The sequence below is a fragment of the Stutzerimonas kunmingensis genome, from assembly GCF_002929225.1.
Lineage (GTDB): Bacteria > Pseudomonadota > Gammaproteobacteria > Pseudomonadales > Pseudomonadaceae > Stutzerimonas.
Window position 1 is genome coordinate 870,340 of the sequence record NZ_PISM01000004.1, and the last position, 14,218, is coordinate 884,557.

The following is a 14,218-nucleotide window of genomic DNA, read 5'->3' on the forward strand; positions in this document are numbered from 1 at the left end:
CCGCCATGGCCAGACGCAGACCACCGGAAGAGCACGAGAATCACGAGCGATGGCTGGTGTCCTACGCCGACTTCATCACGTTGTTATTTGCCTTCTTCGTGGTGATGTACTCGATCTCCTCGATCAACGAGGGCAAGTACAAGATCCTCTCCGATTCGCTGGTCGGCGTGTTCAATCAGGTCGATCGTTCGGTCAAGCCCATCCCCATCGGTGAGGAGCGACCTCGGACCACCGAGGCGGATGTGTCCCAGGTCGAGGATCTGTCGGGCCCGGCTTCGTCGGCGGGGAAGCCGACCCTCGATCCGCTGGAGCGGATTGCGCAGAGCATGCGCGAGACGTTCGGCGAGCTGATCGCCAACGAGCAATTGACGATCCGTGGCAATGAGCTGTGGATCGAGATCGAACTCAACTCCAGCCTGCTGTTCCCCAGCGGCGATGCGCTTCCCAACGACCAGGCATTTCTGCTGATCGACAAGGTCGCCGGAATTCTGGCCCCTTTCGACAACCCGATCCATGTCGAAGGGTTTACCGACAATCTGCCAATCAGCACCAGCCAGTTCCCGACCAACTGGGAGCTGTCCGCAGCCCGCGCTGGCAGCGTTGTGAGGATGCTTGCAGCGCAGGGGGTGGACCCTTCGCGGATGGCAGCGGTGGGCTATGGCGAATTTCAGCCCGTGGCGGACAACGCGACGGCCGAAGGCCGGGCGCGCAACCGGCGAGTAATTCTGGTGGTGTCGCGCAATCTCGATGTGCGCCGGAGTGTCACCGGAATGGGCAGCAGCAATGTACGGCCTGACGATGCGTTGCGTCGGGCTGGCACACAATCTGCACCGGCTGTGTCCATGTAAGCGCTTCAGGGCGCAGTCGTCAAAACACCGTCGCTTTGCCGTTTCAGGCAATGCCGTTCCGGTCAGCTTCGCCGGGTGGAAGATCAATGAGAGTCTGGGCTGTAGCCAATCAAAAGGGTGGGGTGGGCAAGACCACTACGTCGATCGCACTGGCGGGCTTGCTGGCCGATTCCGGCAAGCGCGTCGTCGTGCTGGATCTGGATCCGCATGGGTCGATGACCAGCTATTTCGGGCATGATCCCGATAACCTGGACCATAGCGTCTTCGATCTCTTCCAGCACCAGGGTACCGTGCCGGATGGCCTGCCGTGGCAGCTGCTGCTGGCCACCAGTCACGAGCGTATCTCGCTGATGCCTTCCAGTACCGTGCTGGCGACTCTCGAGCGCCAGTCGCCCGGGCAGAACGGCCTCGGGCTGGTCATTGCCAAGAGCCTGTCGCAGCTTTGGCAGGACTTCGATTACGCCATCATCGACAGCCCGCCGCTGCTCGGTGTGCTGATGGTCAACGCGCTGGCTGCCAGTCAGCAGCTGGTGATTCCGGTGCAGACGGAGTTTCTGGCGATGAAGGGTCTCGAGCGAATGGTCAGCACGCTGTCGATGATCAACCGTTCGCGCAAGCAAGCGCTGCCTTACACCATCGTGCCGACCTTGTTCGACCGCCGCACCCAGGCCTCGATGAATACGCTCAAGGTACTGCGAGCCGGTTATGCCGATCATCTCTGGCCAGCGTTCATCCCGGTCGATACGCGGCTGCGCGATGCCAGCCGCGCCGGCCTGACGCCTTCGCAGTTCGATCCGACCAGTCGTGCGGTTCTTGCCTATCGGGCCTTGCTCAAGCATCTGCTGGCGTCGCAAGTGTCTCCGCAGGTGGCGTGAAGTGCCATGCCGCTCGGCGCCTGCCAGCTCAAGTTTGTCGCGCCAGTGGCCGATAGCCTGTTCAGATTCTCCTAACGAGTTCGTTCCATGAGCCGCACCGTCCTAACCGAAACCCGATCCCAGCAGGCGCTGCAGTCCTATCTCGATGGGCTGTTGCAGGACGCTGCCATCGAACTGGCCGACTCGGTCAGTCAGGACGAATTCCAGGCGGCCGTGCTCGAGGAGCAACTGCGTGATACGCGGCAGAGCCAACCGCCGCGTCTTGAAATAGTCCAGCCGGCGCCGCCGCTCGTGGTGGAAGCGCCTCTGGCGATGCCGTCGGTGCTGACTCTTGAGCCGGTCGTGGAGCTCGAGGTTGCGCCGCAGCTGCCCAGCGAGCCAGTCGAAGCCGTGCCTGACGCCCATCCGGGTTGGGGTGAGGAGCCTTTCGAGTGTCTGCTGTTCGATGTGGCAGGGTTGACCCTGGCGGTGCCGCTGGTGTGCCTGGGCTCCATCTATCCGCTGGCCGGGCAGGAACTGACGCCGCTGTTCGGTCAGCCCGACTGGTTTCTTGGCATACTGCCGAGCCAGTCAGGCAATCTGAAGGTGCTGGACACCGCGCGCTGGGTGATGCCTGATCGGTACCGTGACGACTTCCGCGAGGGGTTGCAGTACGTGATCTCGGTTCAGGGCTACGAATGGGGGCTGGCGGTCCATCAGGTCAGTCGCTCGATTCGCCTCGACCCCAGTGAGGTCAAGTGGCGTACGCAGCGCAGTCAGCGTCCATGGCTGGCCGGTACGGTAATCGAGCATATGTGCGCGCTGGTCGACGTGACTGCGCTGGCCGAGCTGATCGCCAGTGGCGCTGTGAAACAGATGCAGGGCGCGACGAAGCCGCGGACGCATTGAAAGCAAACAATTGACGGTCGCGCCTGTTGCGCGGCCCGGCGATAGAATCGACCGCCATTGCGGTAACTGAAGAAGGTGGGGCTATGAAGATGACGTCTGCGCAGGGTTCCGAAGATCCTGTACTGCAATGGGTGACCTTCCGTCTGGACAACGAGACGTACGGTATCAACGTGATGCAGGTCCAGGAGGTGTTGCGTTATACCGAGATCGCGCCGGTACCGGGTGCTCCGAGCTATGTGCTCGGCATCATCAACCTGCGCGGCAATGTGGTGACGGTGATCGACACGCGTCAGCGTTTCGGCCTGGAAACCGCGTCGGTATCGGACAATACTCGAATCGTGATCATCGAGGCGGATCGTCAGGTCATCGGCATCATGGTCGATAGCGTTGCCGAGGTGGTCTATCTTCGCCAATCCGAGATCGAAACTGCGCCCAACGTCGGTAATGATGAGTCGGCCAAATTCATCCAGGGCGTCTGCAACAAGAACGGCGAGCTGCTGATTCTGGTCGAACTCGACAAGATGATGAGCGAGGAAGAATGGGCCGAGCTTGAGAGCATCTGATACATGCTGATCGCGTCGCTGGTCGCATCGTTGGTTGCGCTGGCCTTCTGCTGTCTTGGGCTGCTGGGCTTCTGCCTGTGGCTGCTCAGGCGGCAGCGGTTTCTGGCCGAACAACAGCAGCAACGCGATGCGAACAGGGATAAGCGCATCAAGGAGCTGAGCAGCCGCCTGGATGCCTATCTGGAAGGCAGCTTGCGCATGGGTGATGAGTTGCGTGAGTTGAGTCGCACGCTGGCGCCGTTGCCGGACAAGCTCACCCAGCTGGAACAGCGCGACCCCAACAACTTCTCCTTCTCCCAGGCGGCCAAACTGGTCGGCATGGGCGCAAGCGTCGACGACCTGACGCAGTCCTGTGGCCTGTCGCAATCCGAGGCGGAGCTGATGAGCAAACTGCATCAGGCTCGCAAGAAACCCTGATTGCGGTTTTTCCGTCGACTGGTCGTCCCTTCCGGGTCTTGCGCCGGAACCTCCCACACCCTGCACATTCCAATCCGTATCAGCTTGGCATTGCTGAGCTTGTCCAGGTCCCATGCTTGGGACGAGGAGGACAATGATGCGGCTTACTCTCATTCTGTTGCTGTTCATGGTTTCGCTTGGCGCTCAGGCCGTCGAGGCGCCAGACGATGTGGACGGCGCAATGACCGTAAACGTCTTTCAAGCCAAGCGCCTTCATGAACTGGGCGCCGTCTTCATCGATGTGCGTGCCGACCGCGAATGGTTATGGGGCCACGTGGAAGGCGCCGTGCACTTCGATCTGGCCAGTGATTTCGTCAGCCTGGCCGGGCCGGAGTGGCCGCGTGAGCTTCCGCTGGTGATTTACTGCGACAGCGAAATCTGCCCGCGTAGCGCGGAAGCCGCAAGAATGGCCGTGGCCTGGGGCTACCAGCGGGTGTTCTATTTCCGTGCCGGCTATTTCGCCTGGCAGCTGCATGATCTCCCTCAGGTCACTGGTGAGGATCGTGCAGCAGTCGTACTCAACGCGCAGGCCCACTGAGTCGCGGCAGGGGCGGAGCTGGTTCGCCTGCACTCCGTTCGTGGAACCCTGGTGGGCATTTGCCCTTGAGGTACCAGGCAAAGGCGATGATCTCCGCGATGGTGCGGTATAACGCTTCCGGGATCTCGTCGCCCAGCTCCAGTTTCGCCAACAATCTCACCAGATCGGGGTTCTCGTAGATCGGCACCTCATGTTCCCGAGCGATGGCGAGGATCGTCTCGGCCAGCTCGTCATCACCCTTGGCGCTCAGACTTGGCGCGTTGACACCGTCATAGCTGAGCGCGATTGCCTGGCGTGGCTGCTTGTCGGTCATGCCTTTTCGTCCACGAAGCGTTGCTCCAGATTGGTGCTCGGACCCTGCGGTGGCGTTCCTTGCCTGCAGCTCAGTTCTCCGACACTCAGCCCGGCTGCCTGTAGGCGCTCACGCAGATGGGTAAGTTCGGTCGCCACCAACTGGGCCGTGGCACTGCGCTCGGCCCACAGCTGGCTGGTGAGGGTGCCGCGCGTCAACTGTGCTTGAACTTGCAGTGGCCCGAGTGGTGCGACATCGAATGCGAGTTCGATCTTCCAGAGCGGCTCGCCACGCTCCTTTTCCTGCTTTCTAGGCTCTTCTTCGCGCTGCAGCTTGATTTGCAGCGGCACGATATCGCGCTGGTCGCGCATTGGCAGCTCCAGCTGCCAGGTGGTGAGGAGGGCGCCGTCCGGGCCGATTTGTGTCTGCGCGAGACTGGACAGTTGATGGGTCTGCAGCCTGGATACCGCGGCGGCTGCGAGCTTGAGCAGCATTTCGAGGTCGGCTTCTTCTTCCAGGCCAGGCGGCATTCGGGTTGGTAGCGGGAACCCCAGCGCGAGCTGACGGACATTGCTTTGCGCCAGGGAGCCCAGCGCTTGCCGCGCAAATGCAGGCAACGCCTGGCCCATGGCGGCACTGGCCTGGGCGCTGGCCAGCGGCGTGCTACATGGAAGATTGGGCATTTGCGCCAGTAGGCGCAGCAGCCCGGCCTTGAGGTCGCCCTGCAGTCCTTCGGTTTGCCCGGCCAGCAAGCGCGCCTCAAGGAACACGCCGCTCCTGGCCAGCGCTGCGGCGAGTGCCTTGGGATCGCCCAGTTGCTGCATTTCGGGTATCAGCCCCAGCAGTTTTTCGGCGGCGCCGCGCAGCCCCTCGGGGAGAGCCCCGGTACCACCCTGTAGAGCCTTGAACAGGCCTTCCAGCGAGGCCTGGCGGTGGTGTTGGGCGCCCAGTTGCTCGCCGAGATGCAGCTGATCGAGGCGCCCGCTCAGCGGAAGGAATGCGAGGGATTGGTCGCCCTTGACCTGCGCTGTCAGCAGGCTGCCGAGTGCCAGCGGGTTGGCTGATTCGATATTCAGCTTCTGTCCAGCGACGGGGCTGTTGAGCAGGCTGATGACCGCCTTGAAGATCTTCTGCCCGTCCTCCGACTGCTGTTGACTGGTCGCCACGACACGGCCCTGGATGACGCTGCCGACCGGCAGTTGCTGAAGGTCGATCATCGAGGCGGGCTGGCGCCCGGCGATCTGTGGAGCGGCCAGCAACCGGGTGTCGGACAGGGCGGTGATGACGTATGCGGTGCCGGGTGGCGGCGCCTTGTTGCTGCTGACCTCGACGGTCGCCTGGCGCCCGCTGCCCATGGTCAGCCGCAGCACCAGCCGAAATGCCTGCGCCGCTTCCCTGATGCTGACTACCTCCGCTTCGGCGTTTTCGCCAGCCGCCAGAAGGCCTTGCATCGGTTGCAGCAGTTTCAAAGCGAGGTCATTCGCCGCTGCCGCCTGGCGCGGCGCGCTGCTTGGGGGCAGGGCAGTGGTACTCTTGATCTCGGTCATCTTTCCTCAAATGCTCTTACAACCTTTCGCGTTCGCGGCCCTCGGCACCAAAGGTTGCCATGTATAATTCCGCCCGCCTGGCCCTGCTTCCTGAGTATAGCGGCCAGGCCTTTTTCATCTTGAGGTGTCGCCAGCCGTGTCAACTCCCTTTCTCGAAGCCGTAGCCCTCGCTTGCGAACGGGATTGGCGGCTGCTTTTCGATAAGCTGGATCTGCGTCTCGAGAGTGGGGAAATGCTGCAGATTTCCGGGCCTAATGGCAGCGGCAAAACCAGTCTGCTGCGCCTGCTATGCGGCCTGATGCAACCAACCGCAGGCGAGGTGCTGCTCAAGGGCCGGTCGCTCAGCGCTCAGCGTGGTGAACTGGCACGCAACCTGTTGTGGATCGGCCATGCTGCTGGCATCAAGGGCTTGCTGACAGCTGAAGAGAATCTCACCTGGCTCTGTGCGTTGCACCAGCCGGCCAGCCGCGAGGCGATATGGCATGCACTTGCCGAAGTGGGACTGCGCGGGTTCGAAGACGTGCCCTGTCATACCCTTTCTGCTGGCCAGCAGCGCCGCGTGGGGTTGGCGCGTCTGTATCTCTCGCCACCGCCGCTGTGGATTCTCGATGAGCCATTTACCGCGCTCGACAAACATGGTGTGGCGCAGCTTGAGAGGCATCTCGCAGCGCATTGCGAGCAGGGCGGACTGGTCGTACTGACCACTCACCACAGCCTGACGGAAAAGCCTACCGGCTATTGTGAGCTCGATCTGGGACAGCGAGCCGCATGAGCAGCGTATTCACTCTTCTGCTGGCGCGCGAGACGCGTCTGCTGTTCCGTCGCCCGGCTGAGCTGGCCAACCCGCTGGTGTTCTTCGCCATCGTTATCGCGTTGTTCCCGCTTGCGGTAGGGCCGGAGACTCAGCTTCTGCAAACCATCTCTCCCGGCTTGGTCTGGGTGGCAGCATTACTGGCCGTTCTGCTGTCACTGGATGGTCTTTTTCGCAGTGATTTCGAAGATGGCTCGCTCGAGCAGTGGGTCGTTTCGCCGCACCCGCTCGCGCTCCTGGTTCTCGCCAAGGTACTGGCGCACTGGGCTTTTTCCGGGTTGGCGCTGGTGCTGTTGGCGCCACTGTTGGGCTTGATGTTGGGTCTGCCGCTTGGGACCATTCCGGTGCTGCTGGTTTCACTGTTGCTGGGGACGCCGATTCTGAGTCTGCTCGGTGCGGTGGGCGCGGCGTTGACGGTAGGATTGAAGCGGGGTGGCTTGCTGCTGGCGTTGCTCATCCTGCCGCTCTACATCCCGGTACTGATTCTCGGCAGCGGCGCCCTGCAAGCGTCGTTGCAAGGTCTGCCGGCAGTCGGTCACCTGCTTTGGCTGGCCAGTCTGACTGCGTTGGCCGTGACCCTTACACCCTTTGCGATAGCTGCCGGGCTGAAGATCAGCGTTGGCGAATAGCGACACACCCAGATGGCCGGCGCTCACACCCGGTCGATGTAACGAATCTCGGGGCCTGCATTTGCAAGGTCCCGCTGGACGACGAGTCATCCGATGAACTGGACATGGTTTCACAAGCTGGGCTCACCCAAATGGTTCTACGAGATCAGCGGCCGCTGGCTGCCCTGGCTTGCCTGGGCAGCCGTGCTGCTGGTCAGCGTGGGTGTGGTCTGGGGTCTGGCGTTCGCGCCTGAGGATTACCAGCAGGGCAACAGCTTCCGGATCATCTATATCCACGTGCCGGCTGCGTTTCTCGCTCAGTCGATCTACGTGATGCTCGCCGTGGCGGGGGTGGTCGGGCTCGTCTGGAAGATGAAGCTGGCCGATGTGGCTCTGCAGCAGGCTGCCCCCATCGGCGCCTGGATGACCTTCATCGCCCTGTTGACCGGCGCGGTCTGGGGCAAACCGACCTGGGGTGCCTGGTGGGTATGGGACGCGCGGCTGACCTCGATGCTCATCCTGCTGTTTCTGTACTTCGGCATCATTGCGCTCGGACAGGCGATCAGCAATCGTGACAGCGCGGCCAAGGCGTGCGCTGTGCTGGCCATCGTTGGAGTGGTGAACATCCCGATCATCAAGTATTCGGTGGAGTGGTGGAACACGCTGCACCAGCCGGCAACGTTCACCGTCACCGAAAAACCGGCGATGCCAGTGGAAATGTGGCTGCCGCTCCTGGTGATGGTGATCGGCTTCTACTGCTTCTTCACCGTGGTGCTGCTGATGCGCATGCGCCTGGAAGTGCTGCGTCGCGAGTCGCGCGCCAGCTGGGTGAAGAATGAGGTCAAGGCTCTGGTAGGAAACAACTCGTGAACTTTTCATCCTTCGCGGATTTCATCGCCATGGGCAATCATGGCGTGTACGTCTGGACGTCCTATGGCATCAGCCTGGCTGTCCTGATTCTCAACGTCGCGCTGCCAGCCTTGGCACGCCGGCGTTACCTGCAAGATGAGGCGCGTCGTTTGCGCCGGGAGGAGTCGAAGTGAATCCGGTGCGCAAGAAACGTCTTTTCATCGTCCTGGCGATCCTCGCCGGTGTCGGTATCGCCGTGGCGCTGGCGTTGTCCGCTCTGCAGCAGAACATCAACCTGTTCTACACACCGACCCAGATCGCAGCGGGGGAGGCTCCTGAGGGCACCCGGATTCGAGCAGGCGGCCTGGTCGAAGAGGGTTCGGTGAAGCGTACCAACGACTCACTCAGCGTCGCCTTCCGTGTCACTGATGGCGCCAAGGCGATCACTATCACTTACCAGGGAATTCTCCCGGACCTGTTCCGCGAAGGGCAGGGTATCGTCGCGCTGGGTCGGGTCAATTCCGAGGGTGTTCTGGTTGCCGACGAAGTGCTGGCCAAGCATGACGAAAACTACATGCCGCCCGAAGTAACTCAGGCGCTGGAGAAGAGCGGCATGATGAAGCACTACGAGGGCGGTAAGCAGGAGTACGCGAAATGATTCCCGAGCTCGGCCATCTGGCGATGATTCTGGCGCTGTGCCTGGCAGTGGTCCAGGCCACGCTGCCGCTGATCGGTGCTTGGCGCGGTGACCGACAGTGGATGGGCCTGGCCCAACCAGCGGCCTGGGGTCAGTTCGCCTTTCTCGGTTTCTCCTTCGCCTGCCTGACCTACGCCTTCATGGTCGACGATTTCTCCGTTGCCTACGTCGCCCACAACTCCAACAGTGCCTTGCCCTGGTACTACAAGTTCAGCGCGGTCTGGGGCGCTCACGAAGGCTCCTTGCTGCTGTGGGCCTTCATCCTGGCCGGCTGGACCTTTGCCGTGGCGATCTTCTCCCGCCAGCTACCGGAAGACATGCTGGCGCGCGTGCTCGGCGTCATGGGTTTGATCAGCATCGGTTTCCTGCTCTTTCTTATCGTCACCTCGAACCCCTTCGAGCGGCTGCTACCGCAGGTTCCAATGGATGGACGCGACCTCAATCCACTGCTGCAGGATTTCGGTTTGATCGTCCACCCGCCCATGCTTTACATGGGGTACGTGGGTTTCTCGGTGGCGTTCGCCTTTGCGATCGCCGCGTTGCTGGGTGGTCGCCTTGACGCGGCCTGGGCACGCTGGTCGCGTCCTTGGACGCTCGTCGCCTGGGCCTTCCTCGGCCTGGGCATCGCCCTTGGCTCCTGGTGGGCCTATTACGAGCTCGGCTGGGGCGGCTGGTGGTTCTGGGATCCGGTGGAAAACGCCTCCTTCATGCCCTGGCTGGTCGGTACTGCGCTGATTCACTCGTTGGCAGTTACCGAGAAGCGCGGCGTGTTCAAGAGCTGGACCGTGTTGCTGGCAATCGCGGCGTTCTCGCTGAGCCTGCTTGGGACCTTCCTGGTCCGCTCCGGCGTGCTGACGTCGGTGCACGCGTTTGCTACTGATCCCGAGCGTGGCGTGTTCATTCTGGTCTTTCTGCTGATGGTGGTAGGCGGCTCGCTGACGCTGTTTGCCATGCGCGCGCCTGTGGTCAAGAGCCAGGTCGGGTTCGGCCTGTGGTCGCGCGAGACTCTGCTGCTAGTCAATAACCTGCTGTTGGTCGTCGCCACGGCGATGATTCTCCTCGGCACGCTCTATCCGCTGCTGCTGGACGCATTGTCCGGTGCCAAGCTTTCCGTCGGTCCACCGTACTTCAATGCGATGTTCGTTCCGCTGATTGGCGCGCTGATGCTGACGTTGGGTGTCGGAATCCTGGTGCGCTGGAAGGACACTCCGCTGAAGTGGTTGCTCGGCATGCTCACGCCAGTGCTGATCACCAGCGTAGTGCTTGGTGGTCTGGGCTCGTTGCTGTTCGGTGACTTCAACTGGGCGGTGCTTGCAGTGTCCTTGCTGGCGGCCTGGGTGGTGATCGCTGGCGTCCGTGATCTGCTGGACAAGACGCGCCACAAGGGTTTGTTCAAGGGCATGCGCAGCCTCGCGCCAAGCTACTGGGGCATGCATCTGGCGCACCTCGGGCTGGCGGTCTGTGCCATTGGCGTGGTACTCACCAGCCACCAAAGTGCGGAGCGCGATCTGCGCCTGGCTCCTGGGGAGTCGCTGTCGCTTGGCGGCTATGAGTTCGTCTTCGAAGGCGCGGTGCATCACGAAGGACCTAACTTCACGTCAGACAAGGCGACCATTCGCGTGCTCGACGGCGACAAGCAGATCGCCACGCTGCACCCGGAAAAGCGCCTGTACACCGTGCAGCAGATGCCGATGACCGAGGCGGGTATCGATGCGGGCTTCACCCGCGACCTTTATGTCGCGCTGGGTGAGCCGCTGGGTGATGGGGCGTGGGCCGTGCGTGTTCATATCAAGCCCTTTGTTCGCTGGATCTGGCTCGGAGCGCTGATGATGGGGCTCGGCGGTGTGCTGGCGGCGAGTGATCGTCGTTATCGAGTCAAGGTGAAGACCCGCGTGCGCGAAGCGCTGGGCATGGCCGCACAAGGAGCCTGATGTGAAACGATTGCTGATGTTGCTGCCGCTGGTGATTTTCCTGGTGGTTGCAGTGTTCCTTTATCGCGGCCTGTTCCTCGATCCTTCCGAGCTGCCTTCGGCGCTGATCGGCAAGCCACTACCGGCGTTCTCGCTACCCTCGGTGGAAGACGAGCAGCGCGTCATCACCGCCGAGGACCTCAAGGGCAAGCCGGCGCTGGTCAACGTGTGGGCGACTTGGTGCGTCGCCTGCAAGGTCGAGCACCCAGTGCTGAACCGTCTTGCAGCTCAGGGTGTGGTGATTCATGGAGTCAACTACAAGGACGACAACGCCGCGGCGTTGAAGTGGCTCAACGAGTTCCACGATCCTTATCAGCTGAACATCCGCGACGAACGCGGCAGTCTTGGGCTGGATCTGGGAGTCTATGGCGCTCCTGAAACCTTCCTCATCGACAAGCAGGGCATCATCCGCCACAAATTCGTCGGCGTGATCGACGATCGGGTCTGGCGGGAACAGCTGGCAGCGCTCTATCAGGAGCTGGTGGACGAATGAAACGACTGATCCGCGGCGCGCTGCTTGGTCTGTTCCTGGTCACGACCGCCCAGGCAGCAATCGATACCTATGAATTCAGGGACGAAGCCGAGCGTGAGCGCTACCGCACCCTAACCGAAGAGCTGCGCTGTCCGAAGTGCCAGAACCAGAACATCGCCGATTCCAACGCGCCGATCGCCATGGACCTGCGCCAGGAAATCTTCCGCATGCTGGATGAGGGCAAAAGCAATGACCAGATAGTCGACTATCTCGTCGCTCGCTACGGCGATTTCGTTCGTTACAAGCCGCCGGTAAACGCGAAAACCATGCTGCTCTGGTATGGGCCGGTTGGTTTGCTGGTCCTCGGCTTCGGCGTGCTGACCGTGATCTTGGTGCGTCGTCGCCGGGTCGAAAAGGCACCTGCATCAACCCTTTCCGAGACCGAGCGCGAACGTCTCGCCCAGCTTCTGGATAAAAAAGACTCATGATCGATTTCTGGATAGCCGCCGGCGCCTTGCTGCTGGTGGCATTGGCCTTTTTGTTGTTACCCATCCTGCGTGGCCGTCGAGCCCAGGCCGAAGAAGATCGTACGGCGCTGAACGTTGCCTTGTATGAAGAGCGCCTTGCCGAGTTGACCTCTCAGCACTCTGCCGGAACCTTGACCGCCGAGCAGTTGGAGGCTGGGCGAGCAGATGCTGCACGCGAGCTGTTGGAGGACACCGAGAATAGCGACAAGCCGCGAATCGCCAAGCTTGGTCGCAGCGTTCCGCTGATTGCGGCGGTTCTGGTGCCCCTGATGGGCTACGGGCTTTATATGTATTGGGGCGCCAGCGACAAAGTTCAGATGGCTCGACAGTTTTCGGAGCAGCCTCGCACAGTCGAAGAAATGACCGCTCATCTGGAGCAGGCCGTAAAGGAGCAGCCGGATTCTGCCGAAGCCTGGTACTTCCTGGGTCGTACTTATATGAACCAGGAGCGTCCAGCCGACGCAGCCAAGGCTTTCGGGCGCGTGGTGGAAATTGCGGGCCGTCAGCCCGAGCTGCTCGGTCAGCTGGCGCAGGCGCTCTATTTCGCCGGTGACCGTCAGTGGTCCGATAAGCTTCAAGCCCTTACTGACGAAGCGCTGCAGGGCGATCCGCAGGAGGTGACCAGTCTCGGCCTGCTTGGCATCGCGGCATTCGAGGAAGCGCGTTATCCGGATGCCGTGCGCTTCTGGGAGCAACTGGTTGCGGCGCTTCCCGAAGAAGATCCTTCGCGCGAAGCGATCCGTGGCGGCATCGAGCGGGCGCGGCAGCAGATCGAGGGGGGCAGCTCCACCACCGAACAGGCCTCAGCGGCAAGCGAGAAGGCTGATAACGCAGGGGCCACGCTGCAGATTCAGGTTGCGCTGGACCCGAAGGTGGCGGAATCGGTTTCACCGCAGGATACGGTTTTCGTATTCGCTCGCGCAGTAGCGGGGCCACCCGTTCCGCTGGCAGCAAAACGCCTGACGATTGCCGATCTGCCTGCAACCGTCACGCTTGGCGATGCCGATGCGATGGTGCCTTCGATGAAGATATCCAGCGTCGAGCAGGTCACGGTAATGGCGCGGGTCTCCCGTTCCGGCGACGCAACAAAAGGTGAGTGGATGGGTCAAAGCGAAGCGCTTGATACTGCGAGCGATAACGCCATTGATTTGGTGATCGACCGCGCCGAGGCTCCCTGAACACCCATGAGGTAGAGATGCACACGAATTCGTCAGCACACCCGCTTAGGCTTGCGCGGTTCGGCCCGCGGGTCGTACTGCTCGGATTGACATTGGCGCTCGGCGCTTGCGCAGGTAATCCCTACGGTTCCGCGCCTCAGGGGCCTGCTCCAAGTCCGGTGCCGCGTGCGCCCGAGCCCAGTGGGCCGGTTATCTCACCCCCTCCTATCAAGGCGCCACCGGCACCCAGGGCTCCAACTACCCAGAAGAGCCATCCGCGTTATGCGCCACCACCGCACGTGGCTGCGCACTGGGACAATCGTCTTGGGGTCTATGTCGTGGAGGGGCGTGATCTCTTTTACCGGGAGCGCCTGTATTACCGGTGGGATGGCGACTGGTACTGTGCTGGGCGCCCCGATGGCCCGTGGGAGCCGGTCGCGCCGCCCAGTGTTCCGCCGGGTCTTCGTGACCGCTATTGATGTTACTCCTCGGCAGCAGGCGCTAACTTTTTGCGCTTCAGCCTAAAGGCGGCTTGCCTATTGCCGATAAAGGTTCAGCACCGTTGCACTGCAACGTTCCCAGCTGGCTCGGCCTATGCCGTCCATCGGGCTCATGCCCCGGAGTCGATAATGAATGCTTCCGTCAAGCGCCTCGAAGAAACTGGTTCCGCTCTACGCGATGCGCTGACGCAGCAGGACTGGGCCGCAATCAGTATGCTGGATCGCGAGTGCCGTAATGCCGTCGACGAGGCGATGCAGGCACATGAGCGCGACAGCGGCGTGGTTCGTCAGCGGTTGCAGGAGCTTCTTGATATGTATGGTGAGCTGGTAATGACCTGCCAGATTGAACAGGCACGGGTCGCAAGCGAGCTGCGTCAGCTGAATCAGTCTCAACAGGGTACCAAGGTCTACCAGCTATTCGCCTAAGCGTGGCCTCAGGCCCGACAGCTTCAAATTCTTCCCAGGATCACTGGGGCTGAATTCTTCCTCAATATTTATCATTACAAAGTATGTGGCATTATGCCGCTACCCTTTTGTTGGCGAGCGGCTAATTGGCGCTTATTGCCTGGTAAATACCTATCTTCGCGGTCATCGTGCACCGAAGTCTTCAAATCGATCTT

Annotated in this window: 19 protein-coding genes; 17 read left to right on the forward strand and 2 right to left on the reverse strand. The window is 61.6% G+C overall.

Features of this window, described 5'->3' with window-relative positions; all coding sequences use genetic code 11:
* Positions 1 to 5 precede the first annotated feature (5 nt).
* The 6 genes from motD to CW305_RS05240 all read left to right on the forward strand — a co-directional run bounded on the left by motD (position 6) and on the right by CW305_RS05240 (position 4,168).
* A complete protein-coding gene (gene motD / locus CW305_RS05215; protein ID WP_023446676.1) occupies positions 6 to 848 on the forward strand; it encodes a flagellar motor protein MotD in 843 nt (280 codons plus the stop codon).
* An 86-nt stretch (positions 849 to 934) separates the two neighbouring features.
* The gene (locus CW305_RS05220) at positions 935 to 1,723 is read left to right on the forward strand and encodes a ParA family protein (RefSeq protein WP_014820844.1); all 789 of its coding nucleotides are present in this window, start codon (positions 935 to 937) and stop codon (positions 1,721 to 1,723) included.
* A gap of 87 nt (positions 1,724 to 1,810) precedes the next feature.
* Positions 1,811 to 2,611, forward strand: a complete 801-nt coding sequence (locus CW305_RS05225) for a CheW domain-containing protein (RefSeq protein WP_104097272.1) — start codon at positions 1,811 to 1,813, stop codon at positions 2,609 to 2,611.
* 83 nt (positions 2,612 to 2,694) lie between these two features.
* Positions 2,695 to 3,174 carry a chemotaxis protein CheW gene (locus CW305_RS05230; protein ID WP_014820842.1) on the forward strand — a complete coding sequence of 160 codons (480 nt, stop codon included), beginning with the start codon at positions 2,695 to 2,697 and terminating at the stop codon, positions 3,172 to 3,174.
* A 3-nt stretch (positions 3,175 to 3,177) separates the two neighbouring features.
* Entirely contained in the window at positions 3,178 to 3,591 is a 414-nt protein-coding gene (locus tag CW305_RS05235) for a DUF2802 domain-containing protein (RefSeq protein WP_041014448.1), read from the forward strand.
* 136 nt (positions 3,592 to 3,727) lie between these two features.
* Positions 3,728 to 4,168 carry a rhodanese-like domain-containing protein gene (locus CW305_RS05240; RefSeq protein WP_014820840.1) on the forward strand — a complete coding sequence of 147 codons (441 nt, stop codon included), beginning with the start codon at positions 3,728 to 3,730 and terminating at the stop codon, positions 4,166 to 4,168.
* On the opposite strand, the gene CW305_RS05245 is transcribed toward CW305_RS05240, so the two are convergent.
* The gene (locus CW305_RS05245; RefSeq protein ID WP_104097273.1) at positions 4,149 to 4,481 is read right to left on the reverse strand and encodes an EscU/YscU/HrcU family type III secretion system export apparatus switch protein; all 333 of its coding nucleotides are present in this window, start codon (positions 4,479 to 4,481) and stop codon (positions 4,149 to 4,151) included. The genes CW305_RS05240 and CW305_RS05245 overlap by 20 nt on opposite strands.
* Complete coding sequence (gene fliK, locus CW305_RS05250) at positions 4,478 to 6,007, reverse strand: flagellar hook-length control protein FliK (RefSeq protein ID WP_104097274.1); 1,530 nt, start codon at positions 6,005 to 6,007, stop codon at positions 4,478 to 4,480. The genes CW305_RS05245 and fliK overlap by 4 nt, the downstream gene beginning before the upstream one ends.
* A gap of 136 nt (positions 6,008 to 6,143) precedes the next feature.
* Between fliK and ccmA the strand changes: the two genes are divergently transcribed.
* From ccmA to fliT, 11 genes are all read left to right on the forward strand, one after another.
* Positions 6,144 to 6,779 carry a cytochrome c biogenesis heme-transporting ATPase CcmA gene (gene ccmA / locus CW305_RS05255; protein WP_014820837.1) on the forward strand — a complete coding sequence of 212 codons (636 nt, stop codon included), beginning with the start codon at positions 6,144 to 6,146 and terminating at the stop codon, positions 6,777 to 6,779.
* Positions 6,776 to 7,447 (forward strand): heme exporter protein CcmB, encoded by a 672-nt coding sequence (gene ccmB / locus CW305_RS05260; protein WP_014820836.1) that lies wholly within the window; start codon positions 6,776 to 6,778, stop codon positions 7,445 to 7,447. The genes ccmA and ccmB overlap by 4 nt, the downstream gene beginning before the upstream one ends.
* A 93-nt stretch (positions 7,448 to 7,540) precedes the next feature.
* Positions 7,541 to 8,296: a heme ABC transporter permease gene (locus CW305_RS05265; protein ID WP_003299562.1), complete on the forward strand. Its 756-nt coding sequence runs from the start codon at positions 7,541 to 7,543 to the stop codon at positions 8,294 to 8,296.
* Entirely contained in the window at positions 8,293 to 8,469 is a 177-nt protein-coding gene (ccmD, locus tag CW305_RS05270) for a heme exporter protein CcmD (RefSeq protein WP_014820835.1), read from the forward strand. Before CW305_RS05265 ends, ccmD begins: the two co-directional genes overlap by 4 nt.
* On the forward strand, positions 8,466 to 8,933 hold the full coding sequence (ccmE, locus tag CW305_RS05275; RefSeq protein WP_014820834.1) for a cytochrome c maturation protein CcmE: 468 nt from the start codon (positions 8,466 to 8,468) through the stop codon (positions 8,931 to 8,933). Before ccmD ends, ccmE begins: the two co-directional genes overlap by 4 nt.
* Positions 8,930 to 10,903 carry a heme lyase CcmF/NrfE family subunit gene (locus CW305_RS05280; protein WP_014820833.1) on the forward strand — a complete coding sequence of 658 codons (1,974 nt, stop codon included), beginning with the start codon at positions 8,930 to 8,932 and terminating at the stop codon, positions 10,901 to 10,903. Before ccmE ends, CW305_RS05280 begins: the two co-directional genes overlap by 4 nt.
* A gap of 1 nt (position 10,904) precedes the next feature.
* Positions 10,905 to 11,435, forward strand: coding sequence for a DsbE family thiol:disulfide interchange protein (locus CW305_RS05285; RefSeq protein WP_014820832.1), 531 nt, complete (start codon positions 10,905 to 10,907; stop codon positions 11,433 to 11,435).
* The gene (locus tag CW305_RS05290) at positions 11,432 to 11,902 is read left to right on the forward strand and encodes a cytochrome c-type biogenesis protein (RefSeq protein ID WP_104097275.1); all 471 of its coding nucleotides are present in this window, start codon (positions 11,432 to 11,434) and stop codon (positions 11,900 to 11,902) included. The genes CW305_RS05285 and CW305_RS05290 overlap by 4 nt, the downstream gene beginning before the upstream one ends.
* Positions 11,899 to 13,119, forward strand: a complete 1,221-nt coding sequence (ccmI, locus tag CW305_RS05295) for a c-type cytochrome biogenesis protein CcmI (protein WP_104097276.1) — start codon at positions 11,899 to 11,901, stop codon at positions 13,117 to 13,119. Before CW305_RS05290 ends, ccmI begins: the two co-directional genes overlap by 4 nt.
* 17 nt (positions 13,120 to 13,136) lie before the next feature.
* Positions 13,137 to 13,577 carry a hypothetical protein gene (locus CW305_RS23655; RefSeq protein WP_041207339.1) on the forward strand — a complete coding sequence of 147 codons (441 nt, stop codon included), beginning with the start codon at positions 13,137 to 13,139 and terminating at the stop codon, positions 13,575 to 13,577.
* A gap of 150 nt (positions 13,578 to 13,727) precedes the next feature.
* A complete protein-coding gene (gene fliT / locus CW305_RS05305) occupies positions 13,728 to 14,024 on the forward strand; it encodes a flagellar protein FliT (RefSeq protein WP_044316419.1) in 297 nt (98 codons plus the stop codon).
* Positions 14,025 to 14,218: the final 194 nt, after the last annotated feature.

Bases quoted from the DNA above. Each gene is read 5' to 3' on its own strand.
- motD (WP_023446676.1), top strand. From the start codon at position 6: ATGGCCAGACGCAGACCACCGGAAGAGCACGAGAATCACGAGCGATGG.
- fliK (WP_104097274.1), bottom strand. From the start codon at position 6,007: ATGACCGAGATCAAGAGTACCACTGCCCTGCCCCCAAGCAGCGCGCCG.
- CW305_RS05220 (WP_014820844.1), top strand. From the start codon at position 935: ATGAGAGTCTGGGCTGTAGCCAATCAAAAGGGTGGGGTGGGCAAGACC.
- CW305_RS05245 (WP_104097273.1), bottom strand. From the start codon at position 4,481: ATGACCGACAAGCAGCCACGCCAGGCAATCGCGCTCAGCTATGACGGT.
- CW305_RS05280 (WP_014820833.1), top strand. From the start codon at position 8,930: ATGATTCCCGAGCTCGGCCATCTGGCGATGATTCTGGCGCTGTGCCTG.
- ccmI (WP_104097276.1), top strand. From the start codon at position 11,899: ATGATCGATTTCTGGATAGCCGCCGGCGCCTTGCTGCTGGTGGCATTG.
- CW305_RS05265 (WP_003299562.1), top strand. From the start codon at position 7,541: ATGAACTGGACATGGTTTCACAAGCTGGGCTCACCCAAATGGTTCTAC.
- CW305_RS05240 (WP_014820840.1), top strand. From the start codon at position 3,728: ATGCGGCTTACTCTCATTCTGTTGCTGTTCATGGTTTCGCTTGGCGCT.
- CW305_RS23655 (WP_041207339.1), top strand. From the start codon at position 13,137: ATGCACACGAATTCGTCAGCACACCCGCTTAGGCTTGCGCGGTTCGGC.
- CW305_RS05230 (WP_014820842.1), top strand. From the start codon at position 2,695: ATGAAGATGACGTCTGCGCAGGGTTCCGAAGATCCTGTACTGCAATGG.
- fliT (WP_044316419.1), top strand. From the start codon at position 13,728: ATGAATGCTTCCGTCAAGCGCCTCGAAGAAACTGGTTCCGCTCTACGC.
- CW305_RS05235 (WP_041014448.1), top strand. From the start codon at position 3,178: ATGCTGATCGCGTCGCTGGTCGCATCGTTGGTTGCGCTGGCCTTCTGC.
- CW305_RS05290 (WP_104097275.1), top strand. From the start codon at position 11,432: ATGAAACGACTGATCCGCGGCGCGCTGCTTGGTCTGTTCCTGGTCACG.
- CW305_RS05225 (WP_104097272.1), top strand. From the start codon at position 1,811: ATGAGCCGCACCGTCCTAACCGAAACCCGATCCCAGCAGGCGCTGCAG.
- ccmB (WP_014820836.1), top strand. From the start codon at position 6,776: ATGAGCAGCGTATTCACTCTTCTGCTGGCGCGCGAGACGCGTCTGCTG.